Below are 20,353 nucleotides of genomic sequence, written 5' to 3'. Positions count from 1 at the left end.
GCCCTCCTCCTCCCTTGGGTTCCGTTGCCACCTTTCGGAGCTTCGGCTCCACCGATGTCGATGGCCCCTCCTCCTCCCTCGGGCCTTCCGACCTGCGGCGCGCTCCTCCTCCTCCCTCGAGCGCGCCGCCTCCTCCCTTCCTCCCTTTGCCAAAAGTGCCCCTTGCAGGGCGCTTCGACCTCATGCCGGCTGGATGTCGAGACAAGGGGCACGCGCCCTTGGGGCCATCGTCACGCCCCCGTCTGGGGGGCTTCGCGCGAGGAACGCAGAGGCGCGGCATGAGGGGCAGCGGGGCGCGGGCCCCCGGGGCCCAGGGCGCGTCAGACGGTCTTCGACAGCGCCTCGGCCTCGCGCCGGGCGATGCGACGACCGGTGCGGGTGGGCTTCGCCCAGGAAAGGCGGTCAAGCGCGACCTGTTCGACGCGGCCGCGGGTCGGATCGGCTCCCCTCTGTCGTCATCCCCGGCATCAGCAGGCTCCTGACCCTGGCAGGGCGGGTCGGACAGGTCCCGGTGGCCTATTGGTCAAGCTTCCCCCGCCCCAGGGGTCTCTGCCGGGCGGGAAGCGCCGCTCTGAAATCAACGGAGCAACAGGAACCTGTCAGGCATGGGCAAATGGCTTGGGCCTTGCGGGAGCAAAGCTCGGGGACTCCCTGACTGCTTGCCGGTTCACCCCTGGCGACCGGGGAAAGCCATCCGCAAACTCCGGTAGGGTGTCTGCGCCAGACGGAAGGCGCAACATGCCAATCCGCGAAAGTGGGCGTCGCATCCAAGCCCTTGGGCCGCATGGGTTCCGATTTCCCGGTTGGAAGCCCATCATCCGGGGGGCCATCCCGGATGAGTCCTTCTGACCACAGCGGGGGTCAGCAGCAAAAGCGCCGGGCTTGAAGCAGAAGCCCTGGTCGAAGAGGGTTCTGCCCCGCTGGAATTCCAAGCGGAGAAAGGGAAAGATACCGATTCGGCAGCGCGGAGCTGGACATGATCCTCGCCCGTGAACCGCTGGACGCTCAATAGCTGCCCTTCAGCGCCGTGATGCTGGACCGCGCTTGCCGCATCGTGACATGGACCAAGGCGCAAGGCCCGATCGCCCGCCGAAGAGGGGATCGGCAAGCCGTCCACCGGCACGGGAAATCAACCGGTTGCCTGGCGTTTTCCGTCCCCCCATGGGACATCAGGCACGCAAGGGGCGATTGTCGAACCAGTTTTCCGGCGATCCTGACATGAGAAAGACCGTCGAGGGGGCGGCCTCATCTCGCTGCGCTTGGGCTGGGGAAGATCGAAGCCTCCGACTTCGGCAAACCGCGCTGGATGGACTGGCCGAGGTCGCGCAACGCCCTGGGCCAGGTGACCACTTGGCACAGGGTTTCCCGCGCCTCCTCTTCCATCGACCTTCCGTGCTCGGCTGCGCGAGCGAGGAGGCGGCGCTTCACGTCGTCATCAAGGTTCCTGATGGTGATGCGGCTCATGGGCGCCTCCCCCTGCTTCCAACGTCAGGCAATGCCTGCACTGCAATAAAGCGATGCCGCGGCAACGGCCTTGTCCAGCCGCAGTTTTGCGCTCGCCTCCGAGGGTGACCGCAGTCGCGGGCAAAAGCACAGCTGCAGTCACAACCCGTCCACTCGCCAGGGCGGAATGGCAGGTGACAGGAGCCAGCGGAAAATCCAGCAGGTTAAGCCGAAGCCATCCTGCCAGGCAGATACCTGCACAAGTCGCCGAAACGAAGATCAGCACCGAAAACGCGCTTCAGGTCAAAATCGATGGCTTCCAGGCCAACAAGGCCCCGAAGGTCGGCACGTTGGGCGGGCTGATCCAGTCCGACGACGAGACCGCGCATTTCCTGAACCTCGCCCCAGCATCTGCGCGGGCCGCTCCCTGGCTTTCGCGGCCGCCCCATGAGGCGGCTCGACATCCGCCCACCGATATCCAGGGGCGCATGGGACAGATCGCCCCCGGGGAGCGGCAGAACCTGGAGCCCGAGACCGCCGGGCAGGACCTGGCCCCAGGGCGGATGGAGTTCCTGCGACAGGTGATGGAGCTTCGGGCGATTCGCAGGCGGGGCGCGGGGGGCTTTCGCCCGCCGAGAAAGGGCAGCCTGGCCAGACCCTGATGCGCGCCGAGGCCGCCTTGCCGCCCGTTTGGCCTGCGGCCAGGGGATTTGGCGCTGGATTTGGGCGCTTTGGGCCGCGTGGTCCAGTCCGGCCTTAAGCCTTCATTAAGCGCGTTGAGTTTAACTCTAATCATCCGGGGTTTTCCCGCCTTTTCGCCCAAGGACAGATTGCCATGACCTTGCCTGCCACTCTCGACGGCCCTGCCACCGCTGCGCGCAGTTGGCGCGCGCCCAGCCAACCGACCCTGACCCGCATCGACCTGCAAGGCCTGGTCGAAAGCGGGGCGCTGACCGGCTTGCACATGCAATCCGACGGCAGCCTTCTGCTTGACTGCCCCGCCGCCCTGCCCGCAGAGCTGGAAGGCCTGGTCGAAGAGGCCGAGCCCGGCGTCGAGGATCGCCTCGCCCGGATGGAGCAGAAGCTCAGCACCCTGACCCTGGAACTGCAGGAAAGGGAGCGGATGGCCGACCGCCTTGACGCGGTGGAATTCGGCCTGGCCGAACGGCTTCAGGGCGTCATCGCCGACGAGGTGCTGAACCTTTTTGCAGAGCAGGAGGCGGGCCCCTCGGTGGTCGAACGCGTCGAACAACTGCTCGAGGCCACGCGCTCTCCCGCCCCGACCTCGGACCTGGCCGAAGTGATCCTCGCCCGCCTTCCCGATCCCGAAAGGATCGAGGCGCTCTTGCAAAGAACACCCGACCTGAGCCCCCTGCGCCAGATGAACGCGCAATTTCTGCAAGGGATGCAACATGTTGTCACAAGGCTCGAGGCGCGACTGACCGCGATCGAGCCCGAAAGGCTGATGGGACAACTGGCCGCGCTTCAGCCCAAGGCGCCTGACCTCGACCCGCTTTTCGCCCGGCTGGAGGCTTGCCTCGCGCCGATGCAGGCGACGCTGAGCCAGTTGGTCGACCGGGTCTCGGCGCTGGAAAGCAGGCCGGCGCCGGTCTTCGATATGACCGAGAACCGCCGCAGCTTCGCGGCCTTTGCCACCGCGCTCTCGACCTCGCTGCGGCGGATCGAGAGCCTGGATGCCAAGCTGGACCAGACCCCGGCCCTGCAGGCCGAGATCGAAAAGCTTGGGGCGGGCCTGACCGCGCTTGGCGACCGGATCGACGAGATGCGGCCCGCCGATCTGTCGCCGATCGGGGCCGCCTTGACGGCCCTGACCGAACATGTCGCAACCTTGACCGTCCCGCCCGAAACCCTGGCGCCGATGGAGAGGGCGCTGTCCACCCTGACCGAGCGGGTCGAGGCCCTGACCGAGCGGCTGACCGCGCTGGAGCGGCGCCCGGCCCCCACGCTCGACCTGACCGAACAGCGCAAGAGCTTCGCGGGCTTCGCCACCGCCATCGGCGCCACCCTGCACCGGATCGAGACCCTGGCCGACCGGATGGAGGCCGAGGCACGGCCGCTCTCCGATCTCGCCCCGCAGATCGAGGCCCTGGTCGCGACCCAACCGCGCGGCGAGCCCCTGGCCGATGCGATCCTGGCCCTGGCCCAGCGCGCCGCCGACCGCGAATCCAGCGCGAGCCTGCCCGGCTTCGAGGCCTTCCGCGCGGCCCAGCAGGATTTCTTCCAGGACCTGCGCTTCCTCCTGGCCGAGATCGTCGCGACGCAGATGCGGCATCAGGCGCTGGCAAGCTGAACCTGCGCAACCGGGCCAGGAAGGCTGGCAAATCCCTCCCGAAGGCGGCCCGACAGGGGCCGCGTTTTCACACGGCACCCGCGCCCAAGGCTCCGATCTGGCCGCGGGACCAAGGGGCCCGGGCAGAAACTGCACTGCGGATCCGCCAATCGGCATGCAGACCCAGGCCCTGGCCCAAAGCAGGCGGGGTGCGATTTCGACAAGCCTGACGAGCGGCGCCTCTCCTGTCGCGCGCGGGAAATCGCCGTTTCTTCCGGGGTCTAGCCGTGATGCGCCCGAAAGATCCGGCACCGCGCCCATGTCACGAAGACAGAAATGGCTACCGACAAGCTCCGGGAAAAACCCTTTGAATTCAGCGTAAAGCTGGGCGGGGAGCGTCTTGTTGGGGCCAGGATGATGGCCGGACTATGGCCTCGACCTCCACCGCGAGGTCGTCGACCGCATCCTTGCTACGGGCGTGGGGATCGACGCTTTCATCCGCATCTCGCGGGTGGGCATCGAACTTGCCGCGATCGCGCGGCGCGCCGTCGTGGGCTCGGTCGAAACCTGGCCGCCTCATGCCAAGGCCCGCGGTCTGTCCATGAACCCTGCCGCCGCCTGAGGCAGACCTTGGGCCTGGAGCGGATCGGTGGCGGCCGGGGCCCTGACCGCGCGCCCCGGGAGGCGGTCGGCCACAAGCTCCGGGCCGATGCGGCGCAGGGCTTGGGCCGAAGCCGACAGGGCAAAGCGCTTTCCCTCTCGCGCAGGCCCTTGGCCCGTGCCAGGGTCAGGATCGACCAGAGCTGGAACAGGGTCGTCAGCTTTTCGGGCGCCAACCGCGCCACGATGGTTGCCATCGAGACGACATCCAGGAAGACGCCCTTGGTCGAGATCGCATGAACCGTCCCCGTCGCCCGCCTCTCGGCCTTCAGGGCCGCGCAGCGACACGGCGGGGAGGCGCGGTTCATCGTCTCATCCGTCAAGCGGGCCATCTGCCGCTCGGCCAGGTCTGCAAGCAAGACCAGGGCCTTGCGCCGCGCATCCGGGGCCAGGCCGGCAGGCTGGCCCCTGAAATTGCGGCCATGCAGGGCGAGGACCGCTTCCTCATCGCCCGGAAAGATCGGGGTGTCGGCGGCCGACGGCAGCTCGCGCGCGAGGATCTGCGCCTGGAAACCGCAGGTCATCGGCGACCGCGCCAAGGACCTGAGGGGCGCAGCCTATGGGCCAGGGCCAAGGCGATGACCCGGTCGCGGCCAGCAAGCCGGGCGCGCGAGGACGCCGCCACCTCGCGCTGGCCGGGATGCCGGGCCTCCATCCGCCCAAGAGCTCGGCCAGGGTCGCCGCCCGGCGGCGGAGAGGGTTCTGTCGCAGCATGACCCATGTTCCGCCACGACGAAACGGTTGGCCAGGGGGGGGGCGAACCCGGTGGTCACGCCAGGGACTTGGCGATCCGCCCGAGCCTGCCATGCGCCATCGCGGAAAGCGCGCGTTCGGTCATCGACAGGAGATTGCCCTCGAGGTCATGGGAGATGATGCCGGCAGGGGAGGCGATGGCGGCCAGGTCGGGCGCGGGCCCGGATGCGGCGCGCGGAGGACAGGACCTGGCTATCGCCCTCGCCTTGACCTGGCCGGCACGATTCGGGTCCATCGCACCGGTGATCCGCCCCTGCCCGCTGCATGCGTCCCCCTGAAGACGCGGGGACCGGGTCGCCTCGCTCCCGGTCATCTCGGTGATGGAGTGCCGGAACGGGTTGTCCATCTTTGGCCCGGGGTCGAAAGGCGCCTGGTCGCTGGCCGCCACAAGCGCCCCGCTGCGGCGACCCGAGACCAAGGGCGCCCCGTGACCGGGATGGGGTCCAAGATATTGAACCCGCCGGGGATTTCGGCGCCGAACGGGCTACCAGATCACCGATGCCAGCACATCGGACAGCGTGGCGCCCAGGACCAGGACCGAGGCATTCGCCGTCAGGTCGATGCGCACATCCCCCCCCTGCACCGTCACCCAGGAGCTTTGCGCCACCCCCCCCGTCAGGGCGGAAAGGTCGATCCGGTCGCCTTCGGCCAGGGAGAGGTCAGTGACCTGATCGGCGCCTCTTTCTCCTGAAAAGACAAAGACATCAGCCCCGCCCCCCCCGGTCAGCGTGTCATTGCCGATGCCCCCCTCCAACCGGTTGGCGCCGCTGTTGCCCGTCAGGCGGTTGGCCTGGGAATTGCCCGTGGCCGCCAGGTCGCCGCTGCCCAGCAGTGTCAGATTCTCGACCGCCAGCACGCCGTCCAGGCTGTAGCTGACCCAGGCGTTCACCGTATCGTTGCCTTCGCCCGTCACCTCGACGACCTGGTCCCCGGCGTTCTGGACGATATAGGTATCCGAGCCCTTGCCTCCGGTCAGGATATTGTCCAGCGCATTGCCCTGAAGGACATTGGCCAGTCCATTCCCGGTGCCGGAAAGCGCCGTGCCCGTCAGGGTCAGGTTCTCGACATCGGCGGAGAGGGTGACGCTTTCCGCCGCAAGGACCGTGTCGATCCCCGCGCCGCCCGTCACGATATCCTGCGCCTCGGCGAGGATCAGGTCATTGCCCGCCCCGCCGTCCAGCCAATCCACCCCCAGGCCGCCGGTCAAGGTGTCATCCCCGGCCCCGCCCGAGAGGCTGTCGTTGCCCGCCCCGCCGTCCAGCCGATTGGCCAGCGCGTCGCCGGTGATCGCATCGTCGAAGCCGCTGCCGAGAAGATCCTCGATCCCAAGGACGTCCAGCCCCAGGGTCAGGGTCAGGGCGCCTGCCTCGGAGCCGTCGAAGAGGTCGATCCCGTTGCCACCGTCGACCACGTCGCCCATCTCGCCGCGGATCGTGTCATTGTTCCCATCGCCCAGAAGCGTGTCCGCCCCCGCCCCGCCAAGCAAGAGGTCGTCCCCCGCCCCGCCCGCGAGGCTGTCCGCCCCCGCCCCGCCCGAGAGGCTGTCGGCATCGGCGCCGCCGAAGATGCTGTCATTGCCCGGGCCGGCCTGAACCGTGTCCGCCCCGGCCCCGCCGTAGAAGCTGTCGCCCGTCCCGTCCCCGATGGCGGCCGCGATGCCTGCGAATCCGGCCAGGCCCGAGGCGCTGGCCAGGTCGGCCCCCGCTGTCCCGTCGAAACGCCGCGCCGCATGGGAGCCGAAGTCGAAGGCCAGGGCCTGCACCTCGGTCAGGCCCGCGAGAAGGATGCGCTCGCCGGTCGGCAAGAGAACCTCGGTGTCCGCACCCGTCGTGGTCAGGGAAAGCTCTTCGAAATAGATGTCGAAGGCGGAAAGGTCGATAATGTCCTGACCCGGAACGAAGCCCTCGATCCGGTCCGCGCCAAAGCCCGCACCCATGAGGAACCGGTCAGGCCCAAGACCTCCCTCCAGCGTGTCATCGCCCGTGCCGCCCTCGATCAGATCCGCGCCGCCGAGGCCCCGGATCACATCGTTGCCCGCCCCGCCGCGCAGGGTGTTTTCGGCGCTGTCGCCGCCAAGGCTGTCGTCCAGGCCAGAGCCCAGCACGATGCGAAAGCCCGAGATCGTGTCGCCGCCGCCGAGGTAGTCGGCCCGGGCGCCAAGGAGCGAGACGCTGACCCCCCGGTCAAAGGCCTGGTAGGTCAGGGTGTTCACCCCATTCCCGCCGCTGAGCGCATTGCGCCCCAGCCCGCCGCTGAGCAGATCGTCGCCATTGCCGCCCGCGATCGTGTCATTGCCCGCCCCGCCCGTCACCGTATCGGCAAGGCCCGAGCCCGTGATGACCGAACCCCAGACCCGCAGGCCATCGGTCAGGCGCGGGGCAAGGTCCACCGCCGCGTCCGCCGTGGCCAGCCACAGGAAGACCGTCCCCGGCGTGGCCCCGGTGCGGATCGTGGCGAAACCGCCCAGCTCGGAGGCGGTCAGACGGATGGGCTGGCCCCTTGTCTCCAGCACCTCGAAGCCCGACAGCGCCAGGCCCGAGATATCCACCCCCGATGTGGCCGAGGCATTGGCCAGCACATCGACCCCCGTCCCTCCGGCCAGCGTCCCGGTCCCGGGGCCGAAGATCTCGACCCGGTCATTGCCCTCGCCGCCATAGATCGCGCCGGCAAGAAGCTCGTTGTCCTGCAAGAGGTCGTCGCCCGCCCCGCCCGTCAGCACGTCGGACCCCAGCCCCCCCACCAGCGTATCGGCCTCTGTCCCTCCGGAAAGGCTGTCATCCCCCTGCCCGCCCGAGAGCCAATCCGCCCCCGCCCCGCCCGCGATGCTGTCACGGCCGAGGCCCCCCTCGACCCGGTCGTCCAGGGCGCCCGCCACCAGGGTCTCGTTATCGGCGCTGCCCAGCAGCCAAAGGCTGCGGCCCGCAAGCTCGTCCGACAGGTCCAGGACCGAATCGGCCCCCGAGGCGGTCAGGGTCAAGGAGACCCGCGCCCCCGGCAGGCCCGCAATCTGGATCGTGTCAAAACCGTCGAACTGCGCCGCCCGGCCCGAGATGCCCATGGTCAGCTCCAGGACCTCGATCCCCTCGAGCGTCAGGGGCGACAGGTCCACCACCGAGGGCGCCAGCCGGTCGATCCCCGTCCCGCCCGAGATCGTTCCGCCCAGGAACCGCGCCGAGGCGATCTGGATCAGGTCGTCGCCCCCCCCGCCGTAAAGCGCCGCCGTCACGCCCGAGGTGTCGCGCAAGAGGTCGTTGCCCCCGCCGCCGAGCAGTTGATCCTCGCCCTCGTCGCCGATCAGCGTGTCATCCCCCGCCCCGCCGTCAAGCTGATCGGCCCCGAGCCCGCCGTCGATCCAGTCGTTGCCCGTGCCCCCGGTCAGGCTGTCGTCGCCGCCAAAGCCCTCGGCCGTGTCATCGCCCCCGCCCAGCGTCACCTGGTCGCCGAGCCCCGAGCCGCCCAGCGCCACGGCACGCAAACCGCCTCCGGCCGAAAGCTCGTCGGTCAGGTTCAAAAGCGCCAGGCCCTGCGGTGCGGCCAGTTGCAACCGGACCAAAGAGCTCTGGTCCCCGGAGGCCTTGCGGATCTGGTCGAAAGCCTCGAACTGGTCGGCGCGGGCGGTGACGACGCCCGAAACCTCCAGCACCTCGATGGATTGCAGCGTCAGCGCCCAAAGACCCGCGGTGCCCAGCCGCAGCACGTCCTCTCCGCTGCCGCCGCCCAGGCTGCCCGCAAGCGTCGTGTTGCCGATGGCCAGGGTGTCGTTGCCCCCCCCGCCCTCGATCGTCGAAGCCAGGCCCATCGTATCGACCAGGAGGTCATTGCCGCCAAGCCCGCGCAGCAGGTCATCGCCGCCAAGCCCAACAAGCACATCATCCACCTGGGAGCCGTCAAGCACATCATTGCCGGCCCCGCCCGTCCTTTCCACCATCGCGCGCGATCCCCCTGGGTTTCGCGGCCAGTGTGCCAAGGCAGGATTAACGTTTCCTCGAACCGGGCCAGGGGTTTTCGTTCAAAGGCCCGGGAAAGGCGGTGGTAGGCCCACTGGGGATCGAACCCAGACTGTATGGATTTTAAGTCCACTCTCTCTACCGGTTGGAGTATGAGCCCGCGCCTTGGTCCTATCAGCCCGAGGCGCGGCCTTCAACCGGAGCGGCCAACGCTGCAATGACAGGATCGGCAAGGCGCAGTTTCCTGGGCACCAAGACGGGTGGAGGTCTCTCGCCACGGTGGCCCGACTGCGATCTGCGACTGTCGAAAAGGACGACCAGATGACCTCTCCCTGCCAGGATCCGGAGCCAAGGGCCTTCTGGCGCAGCGGCGTTACCGAGCCTCTGGCCTTTGACCCGGCGAGCTGTTCCGCCGCGCTCTTTACTGACCCGAATCGCCACGGCGAGTTCGTGTTTCGCCCAACATGTCGGGCGCACCTTGAAGAAGGCAGGCTACAACGTCCTTGACCTTGAACCCCTGCCCAAGGCCCTGCAAGGCAAGGTCTCTGCCGAGGTGGCCCAGGCCCAAGGCTATGGGCTCTATTCGGCGCGTTATGGCAATGTCTACACGATCCGCCAGCTCTTGCAGCTGTTCCAGGAGGCCCTGGGGCAGTTCACCCCGGCCCATCCGGTCTGGGAGAAGGACGGCCGCTTTTACGACGCCCTGCGCCCCGGGATCGAGCTCAGGGGCTTTGCCAGCCCTGAAGAGGTGATGCTGCACCGCGCCTGGCATCTGAAGGCCGTGGCAGAGATGATGCAACAGACCGACATCATGGTCTTTACCTTTGGCCTGACCGAGGCCTGGGTGTCGCGCGGGGCCGAGGGCACGGTCTATCCGACGGCGCCCGGGACCATCGCGGGCCGCTTCGACCCCGAGCTTTTCGAATTCAAGAACTTTGCCTATCCCGAAATCGTCGCGGATTTCATCCAGGTCCGCCAGATCCTGCGCGGCTTCAACCCGCGCCTGCGCTTCATCGTCACGGTCTCGCCCGTGCCCTTGACCGCCACGGCCTCGGGCGAACATGTCGAGGTGGCGACGGTCTATTCCAAATCGGTCCTGCGGGCCGCCTGCGGCGCGATCTCGGCACGGTTCAAGGCGGTCGACTATTTCCCCTCGTATGAAGTCATCACCTCTCAAAGCGCCCGGGGGGCCTATTACGAGCCCAACCTGCGCAGCGTGAACAGCCGTGGGGTCGAAACGGCGATGGGGCTTTTCATGGCGGCCCATGACAAGACCGGCGCGGAAAAGCTCCGGGCCAAGCGCGTCAAGGCCCAGGCCGAGCCGGTGGAGTCACTGGAGGAAGAGGATGGGCTGATCTGCGAGGAAGCCCTGCTGGAGGCTTTCAACACATGAGCAAGATCCTCTTCATGGGCTCGTCCCATCTTGGGGCGGTCAAGCTGGGCTACGAGCAGATCGCGGCGGAATTCCCCGGGGCCGAGGTCGATTTCTTCGGCGCCCCCGCCAAGGTCTTCGCCGCCATGGCCCTGACCGAGGACCTGCAGTTCGGCATCACGGCCACGTCCCAGGTGACCGAGGTCGAGGCGCAGCGCGTCGAAAGGACCTTTGGCCGCAGGGAGGTCGACCTGCGCGCCTATGACACCGTGGTGATCCTGGGCCACAGGATCGAGGAAATCGTCAATGCCCAGGTCCTGAACAGCCATTCCGTCGCGGGCCTGTCAGAGGCGCCCGACCTGCCTCCCTTGACGCAAGAGACCTATCTCGCCCTGATGGACTCCTACCTGACCGGGCTCTTGCCCGACCCGGCCTGGGCCGCGATCATCAGGCCGCGCGTGATCTTCGTGGCCAAGCCCCGCATGTCGGAGGGCTGCGTCAAGGGGACCAGTCCGCGCACGAAACCCTGGGCAGAGCTGATCCGGCGCGGCCTGGTGAAGGGGCCCGGGTTGCAGCTCTTTCTTGACCGCGCCCGGGCAGTCTTCGCGGACAAGGGCCTGCACCTGATCACCCCTCCGCCCGAGGTCCTGGGCGCAACCGGGCTGACCCGGGCCGATTTCTCGCGCGCCGGTGCCCCGGATGCCGGGGATGCGCTGGCGGGCAACGATTTCGACTACAGCCACATGAACGCGGCCTATGGCGTGATCATGGCCCGCAGCATCATGGAGACGGTTGCGGGCTGAGAGGGTCAGGGGTTCAGCCCATCGGGCGGCGGGGCGGCAGGCCTAGCTCCGATGACCTGGACCCCGGCGGCCTCGGCCTCGGTCGTTTGGGCGGCCGAGATCACCTTGAAGACGCAAGGGTCGGTCATCAGCATGGGCGGCGAGACGCAAAGCCCCTGGGCCACCTGCCAGGCGGCCAGGACCTTGGGCACATAGTCGCGCGTCTCGGCATAGGGGGGCACGCCCTGGTTGGCGGCCACCGCGCCCTCTCCGGCGTTATAGGCCGCGATGACCATGAGCGGGTCGAGGTCGAAATTCCCCATCAGCCAGTTCAGATAGGCGACGCCGCCCCTGATGTTCTGACCGGGCTCCAGCGAATCGGTGACGCCAAAGCGCTCGGCCGTGGCGGGGATCAGCTGCATCAAACCCTGCGCCCCGGCATGGCTTTCGGCCTTTGGATTGCCCGCGCTCTCCACCGCCATGACCGCCAGGACCAGGGCGGGCGAGACCTTGGTGCCCACGGTCTCTTGCAGAATCGTCGCCCCCCAGGTCGAGGCGAGGTTCTGCATGGTCTGAAGCCGCGGGGCTGCGACCTCTGCGCCATCGGGCCCCTGCGAGAGGGCGGAAAGCGCCAGGAAGAATCGGTCGTCATTGGCGCCGATGGCGGTGGGGACCGTGTTCCAGAACCAGTCGTAATGTGCCGAGGTGGCCACTTGCGGCTGAAGCGGCGTTGCGGGGGCTTCGGGTTCGGTGTCGCGGTAATCGGGGCGCGGGTCGATCTTGGGGGCGGCGGCCAAAAGGGCCGCCTGCTCCTCCGGGTCGATCTGCACGGCGATTCGCTTGGAGGGGTTGATGTCCGAGACCTTCAGCCGCTTGAAGGTGAAATTGCCGGGCTTGATGATCTTGGGGCCCGATTCGGGCTCGGCCACCGGGGTTTGCGCCGATTCGTCGGGCATGGCGGCAGAATCACCCGGCCCGGGGACCGGTTCGGCCTGGCCGGGACCGGGCGCGCAAAGGCAAAGGACCAGGCCAAGGGCCCGAAATCTCGCCGTCATGGGAATTGCCTGCTCGTTTCTTCTTTGGCGCGACCCTGCCAGAGAAGCCGGGTCGCGCCAAGGATTTCAGGGATTTGCGCCGTCAAAGCCGGGATTCTCGACCGAAAGGCCACAATTTGGCCATGAAATCTGTCCGAATTTTCCCTTTTCCGGGCCAATCGGCGCCGCGATGGGGGGGCAAAACAAACCTATCCGAACGGGGCAAACGGAACAGAGGCCGAAGCCAGCGAAACCGAACGGCGAAACCGCAACCAACACTGACAGGATCACATCATGAAAATCGCTCAACTCTTCAAAGCTTTCTCCTCGGACGAAACCGGCGCCGTGACCGTTGACTGGGTCGTGCTGACCGCCGCCATCGTCGGCCTCGGCATGGTCGTCGTGACCTCGGTCGGCGGCGGGATCGAGACCATGGGCACGAACATCTCGGACAACCTGGGCGGCCAGTCGATCGGCTACACCTCGGGCAACTAAGCCCCCGGCGGTTCCGACCGCAGACATTCGAAGGCCGCGTCGCAAGACGCGGCCTTTTGCTTTTGCCCACCCAGGGCCAGGACCGCTCCAGGACTGTGCCAGGCCCCTCCCCGCCACAATTCGGCCATGAAATCTGTCCGAATTTTCCCTTTTCCCGACCAATCGGCGCCGCGATGGGGGGGCAAAACAGACTTATCCGGACGGGGACACGGGAACAGAGGCCCGCAGCCACTAAGCCGAACGGTAGAAACCGAAACCAACATCGCAAGGATATCATCATGAAGCTCGCTCAACTCTTCAAAGCTTTCTCCTCGGACGAAACCGGTGCCGTGACCGTTGACTGGGTCGTGCTGACCGCCGCCATCGTGGGCCTGGGCATGGTCGTCGTGACCTCGGTCGGCGGCGGCATCGAGACCATGGGCACCAACATCTCGGACAACCTGGGCGGCCAGTCGATCGGCTACACCTCGGGCAACTAAGCCCTTCGCGGGTCACACCGCAGAAGACGAAGGCCGCGTCGCAAGACGCGGCCTTTCGCTTTTGGCCGCGCCTTGGCGTTCACCAGGCGCGGAGCGCGCCCCGGGAGAATCACCCCGCAGCTGGCGCGGCCTGTCCCGCAGCTCGGGCGCGAAACCGGGGCCCGGGTCCGAATGCCACAAAAATGCCCGCAAAAGACACGCAAAACCCCCAAAGCGCGACGCATCGCGGCCACGATGGGGGGGGATAACAGACTTATCCGGACGGGGACGCGGGAACAGAGGCCCGCAGCCACTAAGCCGAACGGTAGAAACCGACAACCAACATCGAAGGATGACATCATGAAACTCGCTCAACTCTTCAAAGCTTTCTCCTCCGACGAAACCGGTGCCGTGACCGTTGACTGGGTCGTGCTGACCGCCGCCATCGTGGGCCTGGGCATGGTCGTCGTGACCTCGGTCGGCGGCGGGATCGAGACCATGGGCACGAACATCTCGGACAACCTGGGCGGCCAGTCCATCGGCTACACCTCGGGCAACTGATCGCTGGTGCAGGAGAGCTGAAGCTCTCCCGGCCTGGGCCGCGCCCCTCGCGGGTGCGGCCCGATCTTTCAAAGGCGCCAGGCGCGCCTTTACCAAATGGGCAAGACTGTGGCGAAGCCCTGCTCCTTGTCTGAATCCGGCCCAAGTGGCGCCGCAATTCGGCCAGAACGATCCGCCAGGGTCAGCAGGATTAACCACGCCTCGGCTGCAAGCCGGCAGGCACAAGAGGTCATCATGAAGCTTTCATGGACTATCTTCCGCAAGGATGAGAACGGCGCCGTCACCGTGGACTGGGTGGTCCTGACCGCTGCCCTCATCGGGATCGGGATGCTGGTGCTGATGCCGGTCGCTTTCAGCGCCGACAGCGCCTCGAGCCTGATCGGGGACAACATCGGGGCCCAGGGCGTCGGCTATCAATCGCAATAGGTCGGGGGCGAACCCTCCGGCCTTCTCGGGTAATGGGGTAATGTGATGCGCGCAGTCTTCTCGCTCGTCCTGGTGGTTGGCGTGGCCCTCGCGGGCTCGGCCGTCTACATGACGCAGAAATATTTCAACCAGTCCCAGGCCGAACTGGCCCGCGAGCGCGACCTGCGCGCCAAGACCGGGCCCCTGGTGCAGATCTTCGCGGTCAACAAGGTGAAGAAATACGGCGAGGTCCTGACCAAGGACGACGTCCAGCTGATCTTCGTCCAGCAAAGCGCCCTGCCCGAGAACGCCTTCACCACGCCGGAGGATCTTTTCCCCGACGATGGCAAGACGGCGCGCTATGTCAGCCGCCAGATGGAGAAATTCACGCCCGTCCTGGCCGAGACCGTGACCGAGCCGGGCAAGCCCGCCGGTCTTTCGGCCGCGCTGGAAAAGGGCGAAAGCGCCTTTGCGGTCAAGGTCGACATGGCCTCGGGCGTGGCGGGCTTCGTCAATGTCGGCGACCGGGTGGACGTCTATTGGACGGGTGCTGCGGGCGGCATGCAGGAAGGCGAGATGACGCGGCTGATCGAAGGCGGCGTGCGTGTCGTGGGCGTCGACCAGCAGGCCGACAACTCGGTCGCGACCGAGGGCGTGGCGCGGACCGTGACGCTTGCGGCCTCTCGGGAACAGGTGGCGCGTCTGACGCAAGCTGCCGCGACGGGCCGCTTGAACCTGGCGATCGTGGGCACCGATGCCTCGGAGATCACCGCCAAGATCGAGGTCGACAGCAACCAGCTCCTGGGCATCACGCCCGAACAGGCCGCCGTGGCCCCCGTGGCCGAAAAGGTCTGCACGCTGAAGACCCGCAAGGGGACCGAAGTGGTGACGACCGAGATTCCCTGCACGAACTAGGCGCATCACGGCCCCATATCCTGTGGGGCCGTTAGCTTTTGGCGCAACTGGCAGCGGGTGTTGCAGGTTATCCACATAAGGAACTTGCCCCAAGCTTTTGATTCTTGCTTAAAAATGCCCTTTGGGGCATTTTGGACTGGAAACGGGCAGAAAAGACCCGGTCGTTGGGCATTGTTGAGAGGGCAGGTCGATGAAGATGCGAGGCCTTTGGGTGGCGGCTGTGATGGGCTTGGCTGTGGCCAGCCCCGTCGTCATGCCTGATGCGGCACTGGCGCAGGCCCTTTCGATCATGAAGGGCAATGCCAACGAGCCGTTGAGCGTTCCGATCAACCGGGCGGTCGTCGTCGAAAGCGACACGCCCTTTGCCGAATTGTCGGTGGCCAATCCGGGCATCGCCGATATCTCGACCCTGTCGGACAAGACGATCTATGTCCTGGGCAAGACGCCGGGCCGCACGACGATGACGCTTCTGTCGCAGGACGGCAAGCTGATCTCGAACGTCGAGGTCCATGTCACGCTCGACATCGAGGAATTCAAGGAGCGCCTGCAGCAGATCCTGCCGGGCGAGCCCATCGAGGTGCGGACGGCCAATGACGGGATCGTCCTGTCGGGCACGGTGTCCTCCACCGCCAAGCTAGACCGGGCGCTTGACCTGGCCTTGCGCTATGCGCCTGACAAGGTATCGAACCTTCTGATGGTGGCGGGGACGCAGCAGGTCATGCTGAAGGTCCGTTTCGCCGAGATGCAGCGGTCGGTCTCGAAGAGCCTGTCCTCCTCGCTGGGCCTGCGCGGGGGCAACAGCGTGGGCGCGCTTGGCGCCACGGGCACCCTGGCCGCGCAGACGGCTGACAATATCAACAACGGCTTCCTTCAGCTGAAGGACGGCACGCAAGGCGCGCTGGGCCTGGGCTTCACCGCCGGTTCGCTGGAATTCGGCGTCCTGCTCGAGGCGCTGGAGGCCAAGGGCGTCGTGCGCACGCTCGCCGAGCCCAACTTGACCGCGCTTTCGGGCCAGGAGGCCAAGTTCCTCGCGGGTGGCGAATACCCGATCCCGGTGACCTCCGATTCGGGCGCGATTTCCATCGAATACAAGCCCTTCGGGGTCGAGCTGAACTTCACCCCCGTGGTGGTGGATGGCAACACGATCAACCTGCAGATCAACGCGGCCGTGTCCTCGATCGACACGACGACCTCGGTGACGACGAACGGGATCTCGGTCAATGCCTTCAAGCGCCGCGAGACCTCGACCACGGTCGAGATGCGCGACGGGGAGAGCTTTGCCATCGCGGGCCTGTTGCAGGACGACTTCACCGACCTGAACAACCAGGTTCCGTGGCTGGGCGATGTGCCGATCCTGGGCGCGCTGTTCCGCTCGGCCGATTACCAGCGCAAGCAGTCCGAACTGGTCATCATCGTCACGCCGCACCTTGTGACCCCGGTGCGCGGCGATACCCTGGCCCTGCCGACCGACCGCGTCCGCCTGCCCTCCGAGAAAGAGCTCTTCCTTTTCGGCAAGACCGCAGGCAGCGCGAATACCCCGGCGGGCGAAGTGGCCCGGCAGGACTTCAGCGGCGCCTATGGCTATTCGATGGAATGAGGCCATGAGCATGATGAAAACCACCTCTCTTCTGGCCGCCGCCCTCCTGGCCCTGGCCTCTTGCACCACGGGCGAAGTGGGCTCCGAGGTCGATGAAGGCGCCTTTGGCACGCCGACGATGATGAACTCGATGGCCATGATGGGCGAGGGTCAGGCGACCGAGCTCCTGGGCACGCGGTTCAACGCCGAAGTGCCCACGGTCATCACCTTTGCCTTCAACTCCGACGTGCTGACGCCGCAGGCCAAGCAGGTCCTGGCGACCCAGGCCGTCTGGATCAAGCGCTTCCCCGAGGTCAAGTTCTCGGTCTATGGCCATACCGACCTCGTGGGATCGGAATCCTACAACAAGGGCCTGGGCCTGCGCCGCGCCAAGGCGGCGGTCAACTACCTGGTGTCCCAGGGGATTTCGCGCGGAAGGCTCGAGGCGCTGGTCTCCTTGGGTGAAACCCAGCCCGTGGTCCAGACCCAAAGCCGCGAAGAGCGCAACCGCCGCGCCGTCACCACGGTTTCGGGCTTTGCCAAGGGCTATGCGGGGCTGTTGAACGGCAAATATGCCGCCATCATCATGCGCGACTATGTCGAAAGCGGCACGCGGCCCCATACGCCCAACACGACGGTCGAGACCGCCATCGGCGACGCGGGCGGCGGCAACTGAGCCCATCCAGACCGACAGGGGCCCCGGGTTTCCGGGGCCTTTTTCATTCCCGCCGATTGTTCACGCCCCTTCGTCAAATCGTGGCCCAAGGCCCAAATTCCCCAGATTCACGGCATTTCGGCCCCAATCTCGCCACCATCTGACGGCACCTTCATACCCGGGGGCACGAGTGTCGGCCGTAAAGAGCCGACCCGGGCCAGGATGAGCCGGAAAATCCGTCTTGTCCAAGCTGGTCGAAAAACGAGGATGGGTTCATGTCGAGCATTGCAAATCTTCAGCCGGAGCCGGCGTCGATCCTGGCCTGCACCATCTCGCGCGATGTGCAGAACTTTGACCTCTTGATCGACGACATGGAGATCGAGCTGGGCGAAAGCTGGGGGGATCTGGGGTTCGAGGATGCGGCGGTCTTCCTGGACCAGCCTGACAGCCAGACGCTGGAATTCGTGGTGATCGCCGTCGACAGCGAGGACGAGGGCGACCTGGCCCGCATCACCGACATCATCCGCCAGGCGAAAGCCAAGACGATCAAGGTCTTGATCGTCGCCAACCAGATCGGGCCCATGGCGCTGCACCAGCTCTTGCGGCTGGGGGCGGACGACTTCCTGCCCTATCCCCTGCCCGAGGGCGCGCTGCACGAGACGATCGAGCGCATCCGCAAGCCCGCGCCTCCGGCCGTTCTGACCACCCATTCGCAGGAGCCCGAGGCGGCCCATCCCGGCTTCAAGGCCAAGGGCGACCGCGACGGGGTGATCCTGCCGGTCCATGGACTTTGCGGCGGGGCCGGGGCCTCGACCTTTGCCACCAACCTGGCTTGGGAGCTGGCCGCGATGCCGGGCGATGCGCCGCGCGTCTGCCTGATCGACTTCGACTTCCAGTTCGGCTCAGCCGCGACCTATCTGGACCTGCCGCGCAAGGAAACCGTCTATGACTTCCTGTCGGACGCCGTGAATGCCGACAGCGATGCGCTGTTGCAGACCATGGTGACCTTCAACGACAAGCTGCATGTGCTGACGGCACCCGCCGACATGCTGCCCCTGGACATCATTGGCCCGGAAGAGATCAGCCGCATCCTGGACATGGCGCGGGCCAACTTCGACTTCGTCATCATCGACATGCCCAAGACCGTCGTGGCCTGGACCGAAGCGGTCCTCTCCCGCGCCCATGTCTATTTCGCGCTCTTGCAGCTTGACCTGCGCTCGGCGCAGAACGTCCTGCGCCTGGTGCGCGCGCTGAAGGCCGAGAGCCTGCCGCATGAAAAGCTGCGCTACGTGCTGAACCATGCGCCGAAATTCACCGATCTGTCGGGCAAGAGCCGCGTCAAGCGCATGGCCGAAAGCCTGGACATTTCCATCGAACTGCAACTGCCCGACGGAGGCGCCCAGGTGACGCAGGCCAATGACCACGGCCTGCCCCTGTCCGAGACCGCCGCGAAGAATCCCCTGCGCAAGGAGATTCAGAAGCTGGCCAAGTCCTTGTTCGACCTCAACAAATCCGTCGAAACCGCGCGCAAGTAAACGGGGGCCTTCATGTTTTCTCGCTTCAAGAAGAACGAAACGCCGGCAGGAAAGCCGAGCCTGGCCCCGGTGGGCTCTGGCGCTGCGAGCGACCGGGTCGCGGCACCCGCTGCGCCTGCTGCCAAGCCCGCAGCGCCCTCGCGCGCGGCGCCCGCTGCCGCCCCCGCCGAGGCGATTGCCTCCGACAAGGAGCGCAAGCGCAAGGAAAAGATGATGGAGCTCAAGGTCGAGCTTCACAAGCGCCTGCTGGAAAACCTGAACCTCGCCGCGCTGGAATCGGCCACCGAGGCCAGCCTGAAGACCGAGATCGCCGATATCTCCTCCGAGGCGCTGTCGGAAATGTCGGTGGCACTCAACGCCACCGACCGCGCCCAGCTGAACCAGGAGCTTTATGACGAGGTCATGGGGCTGGGGCCGCTGGAGCCCCTGCTGAAGGACGAATCCGTCAACGACATCCTGGTGAACGGGCCGCAGCGCGTCTTCGTCGAACGCAAGGGCAAGCTGGAGCTGACCGACATCACCTTCAAGGATGAACGCCACCTCTTGCGGATCATCGACAAGATCGTTTCCGCCGTGGGGCGCCGGGTCGATGAATCGAACCCCTATTGCGACGCGCGCCTGGCGGACGGCTCGCGCTTCAACTGCATGGTGCCGCCGGTGGCGGTGGATGGAAGCCTGGTGTCCATCCGGAAGTTCAAGAAGGAAAAGCTGAAGGTCCAGGACCTGGTGAACTTCGGCGCCTTTACCGAAGAGATGGCGCTTTACCTGCAGGCGGCGGTGTCCTGCCGTCTGAACGTGATCGTCTCGGGTGGTACGGGTTCGGGGAAGACGACGACGCTGAACGCGCTGTCGTCCTTCATCGACAACCACGAGCGCGTCCTGACCATCGAGGATACGGCCGAACTGCAGCTGCAACAGGTGCACGTGGGCCGGATGGAAAGCCGCCCGCCGAACGTGGAAGGCAAGGGCGCGGTCACCCAGCGCGACTGCCTGCGCAACGCGCTGCGGATGCGGCCTGACCGGATCATCGTGGGCGAAACCCGCGGCGAAGAGGTCATCGACATGCTTCAGGCGATGAACACCGGCCACGACGGATCCATGACCACGATCCACGCGAACTCTGCCCGCGACGGGATCTCGCGTCTTGAAAACATGGTCGCCATGGCGGGCATCGAAATGCCGCTGAAGGCCGTGCGCAGCCAGATCGCCTCCGCCGTCAACCTGATCGTCCAGGCAAGCCGCCTGCAAGACGGCTCGCGCCGCATGGTGTCCATCACCGAAATCACCGGGATGGAAGGCGAGGTCATCTCGATGCAGGAAGTCTTCCGCTACGAGCGCCTCGGCGTCGAGCCCAATGGCAAGATCATCGGCCGCTTCAACGCCACGGGCGTGCGCAGCCATTACTCCGAGCGCTTCCGGCAATGGGGTTTCGACCTGCCGGCGTCGATCTATGAACCCATCGTCTAAGGTCC

General features: G+C 66.5%; 18 protein-coding genes, 1 tRNA gene and 2 pseudogenes. 15 read left to right on the top strand and 6 right to left on the bottom strand.

The features are described 5' to 3' along the window. Positions 1 to 1,245: 1,245 nt before the first annotated feature. Positions 1,246 to 1,464 (bottom strand): FitA-like ribbon-helix-helix domain-containing protein, encoded by a 219-nt coding sequence (locus GV832_RS14030; protein ID WP_227754422.1) that lies wholly within the window; start codon positions 1,462 to 1,464, stop codon positions 1,246 to 1,248. Between the two features lie 104 nt (positions 1,465 to 1,568). Here GV832_RS14030 and GV832_RS14025 point away from each other — a divergent pair, with 104 nt between their 5' ends. The 4 genes and pseudogenes from GV832_RS14025 to GV832_RS22345 all read left to right on the top strand — a co-directional run bounded on the left by GV832_RS14025 (position 1,569) and on the right by GV832_RS22345 (position 4,633). After that, complete coding sequence (locus tag GV832_RS14025) at positions 1,569 to 2,105, top strand: hypothetical protein (RefSeq protein ID WP_168775507.1); 537 nt, start codon at positions 1,569 to 1,571, stop codon at positions 2,103 to 2,105. Positions 2,106 to 2,278: 173 nt separating this feature from the next. Then, entirely contained in the window at positions 2,279 to 3,754 is a 1,476-nt protein-coding gene (locus tag GV832_RS14020; protein WP_168775506.1) for a hypothetical protein, read from the top strand. A 427-nt stretch (positions 3,755 to 4,181) separates the two neighbouring features. Beyond that, positions 4,182 to 4,355 (top strand): annotated as a pseudogene (gvpJ, locus tag GV832_RS14015) (gas vesicle protein GvpJ); the annotation flags it as partial. A 149-nt stretch (positions 4,356 to 4,504) separates the two neighbouring features. Beyond that, positions 4,505 to 4,633, top strand: coding sequence for a hypothetical protein (locus GV832_RS22345; RefSeq protein ID WP_265332515.1), 129 nt, complete (start codon positions 4,505 to 4,507; stop codon positions 4,631 to 4,633). A 59-nt stretch (positions 4,634 to 4,692) separates the two neighbouring features. Here the strand turns inward: GV832_RS22345 and GV832_RS22540 are convergent. The 4 genes and pseudogenes from GV832_RS22540 to GV832_RS14000 form a co-directional block, all read right to left on the bottom strand. Further along, positions 4,693 to 4,917: pseudogene (locus GV832_RS22540) on the bottom strand (aromatic amino acid lyase); the annotation flags it as partial. Positions 4,918 to 5,162: 245 nt separating this feature from the next. Then, entirely contained in the window at positions 5,163 to 5,492 is a 330-nt protein-coding gene (locus tag GV832_RS14010) for a hypothetical protein (protein WP_227754421.1), read from the bottom strand. 138 nt (positions 5,493 to 5,630) lie between these two features. Further along, positions 5,631 to 9,074, bottom strand: a complete 3,444-nt coding sequence (locus GV832_RS14005; RefSeq protein WP_168775504.1) for a beta strand repeat-containing protein — start codon at positions 9,072 to 9,074, stop codon at positions 5,631 to 5,633. A gap of 102 nt (positions 9,075 to 9,176) precedes the next feature. Beyond that, positions 9,177 to 9,253, bottom strand: a tRNA-Leu gene (locus GV832_RS14000). A 318-nt stretch (positions 9,254 to 9,571) separates the two neighbouring features. Between GV832_RS14000 and GV832_RS13995 the strand changes: the two genes are divergently transcribed. Beyond that, positions 9,572 to 10,486 carry a GSCFA domain-containing protein gene (locus GV832_RS13995; RefSeq protein ID WP_435531763.1) on the top strand — a complete coding sequence of 305 codons (915 nt, stop codon included), beginning with the start codon at positions 9,572 to 9,574 and terminating at the stop codon, positions 10,484 to 10,486. Beyond that, positions 10,483 to 11,268: a hypothetical protein gene (locus GV832_RS13990; protein WP_168775502.1), complete on the top strand. Its 786-nt coding sequence runs from the start codon at positions 10,483 to 10,485 to the stop codon at positions 11,266 to 11,268. Before GV832_RS13995 ends, GV832_RS13990 begins: the two co-directional genes overlap by 4 nt. Positions 11,269 to 11,273: 5 nt before the next feature. Here the strand turns inward: GV832_RS13990 and GV832_RS13985 are convergent, their stop codons facing one another. Next, entirely contained in the window at positions 11,274 to 12,203 is a 930-nt protein-coding gene (locus GV832_RS13985; RefSeq protein ID WP_168775501.1) for a lytic transglycosylase domain-containing protein, read from the bottom strand. A 372-nt stretch (positions 12,204 to 12,575) separates the two neighbouring features. On the opposite strand from GV832_RS13985, the gene GV832_RS13980 reads away from it, so the two are divergent. The 9 genes from GV832_RS13980 to GV832_RS13940 all read left to right on the top strand — a co-directional run bounded on the left by GV832_RS13980 (position 12,576) and on the right by GV832_RS13940 (position 20,348). Then, positions 12,576 to 12,776, top strand: a complete 201-nt coding sequence (locus GV832_RS13980) for a pilus assembly protein (protein ID WP_168775500.1) — start codon at positions 12,576 to 12,578, stop codon at positions 12,774 to 12,776. A 278-nt stretch (positions 12,777 to 13,054) separates the two neighbouring features. Beyond that, positions 13,055 to 13,255 carry a pilus assembly protein gene (locus GV832_RS13975; protein ID WP_168775499.1) on the top strand — a complete coding sequence of 67 codons (201 nt, stop codon included), beginning with the start codon at positions 13,055 to 13,057 and terminating at the stop codon, positions 13,253 to 13,255. A 339-nt stretch (positions 13,256 to 13,594) separates the two neighbouring features. Next, entirely contained in the window at positions 13,595 to 13,795 is a 201-nt protein-coding gene (locus tag GV832_RS13970) for a pilus assembly protein (protein ID WP_168775499.1), read from the top strand. Between the two features lie 234 nt (positions 13,796 to 14,029). After that, the gene (locus GV832_RS13965) at positions 14,030 to 14,221 is read left to right on the top strand and encodes a hypothetical protein (protein ID WP_168775498.1); all 192 of its coding nucleotides are present in this window, start codon (positions 14,030 to 14,032) and stop codon (positions 14,219 to 14,221) included. A gap of 45 nt (positions 14,222 to 14,266) precedes the next feature. Beyond that, on the top strand, positions 14,267 to 15,115 hold the full coding sequence (cpaB, locus tag GV832_RS13960; protein ID WP_168775497.1) for a Flp pilus assembly protein CpaB: 849 nt from the start codon (positions 14,267 to 14,269) through the stop codon (positions 15,113 to 15,115). Between the two features lie 190 nt (positions 15,116 to 15,305). Beyond that, entirely contained in the window at positions 15,306 to 16,712 is a 1,407-nt protein-coding gene (locus tag GV832_RS13955; RefSeq protein ID WP_168775496.1) for a type II and III secretion system protein family protein, read from the top strand. Positions 16,713 to 16,722: 10 nt separating this feature from the next. Continuing rightward, entirely contained in the window at positions 16,723 to 17,367 is a 645-nt protein-coding gene (locus GV832_RS13950; RefSeq protein WP_168775529.1) for an OmpA family protein, read from the top strand. 254 nt (positions 17,368 to 17,621) lie between these two features. Then, entirely contained in the window at positions 17,622 to 18,881 is a 1,260-nt protein-coding gene (locus tag GV832_RS13945; protein ID WP_168775495.1) for a CpaE/TadZ family protein, read from the top strand. A gap of 12 nt (positions 18,882 to 18,893) precedes the next feature. Next, on the top strand, positions 18,894 to 20,348 hold the full coding sequence (locus GV832_RS13940; RefSeq protein ID WP_168775494.1) for a TadA family conjugal transfer-associated ATPase: 1,455 nt from the start codon (positions 18,894 to 18,896) through the stop codon (positions 20,346 to 20,348). Positions 20,349 to 20,353: the final 5 nt, after the last annotated feature.

The sequence above is a fragment of the Stagnihabitans tardus genome (genome assembly GCF_009925085.1).
Lineage (GTDB): Bacteria > Pseudomonadota > Alphaproteobacteria > Rhodobacterales > Rhodobacteraceae > Stagnihabitans > Stagnihabitans tardus.
Note: the sequence above shows the minus strand (reverse complement) of the source record. Positions and strands in the feature narration are given on the sequence as shown.